The sequence below is a fragment of the Nocardia sp. NRRL S-836 genome (genome assembly GCF_001279525.1).
GTDB lineage: Bacteria > Actinomycetota > Actinomycetes > Mycobacteriales > Pseudonocardiaceae > Lentzea.
Genome location: NZ_LGDY01000084.1, coordinates 1 through 218, shown reverse-complemented (window position 1 = coordinate 218; position 218 = coordinate 1). Strand labels below are relative to the sequence as shown.

1 protein-coding gene is annotated in these 218 nt (G+C 71.1%); it reads right to left on the bottom strand.

Features of this window, described 5'->3' with window-relative positions; translation table 11 throughout:
* The coding region (locus ADL03_RS09455; protein ID WP_157528405.1) for a tetratricopeptide repeat protein at window positions 1-218 on the bottom strand (218 nt) is incomplete at both ends.

Genomic DNA, 218 nt, shown 5'->3' with positions numbered 1-218 from the left:
GAGGGTCGCCTCGAAAAGCGGGATCGCCCGGCCCAGATCACCCGCCGACCCGTAGGCGCCGGCCAGGTTATTCCGCGAGGTCAGCGTGTTCGGGTGATCGGGGCCCAGCACCCGCTCGCGGTCGGCGAGGGTCGCCTCGAAAAGCGGGATCGCCCGGCCCAGATCACCCGCCGACCCGTAGGCGCCGGCCAGGTTATTCCGCGAGGTCAGCGTGTTCG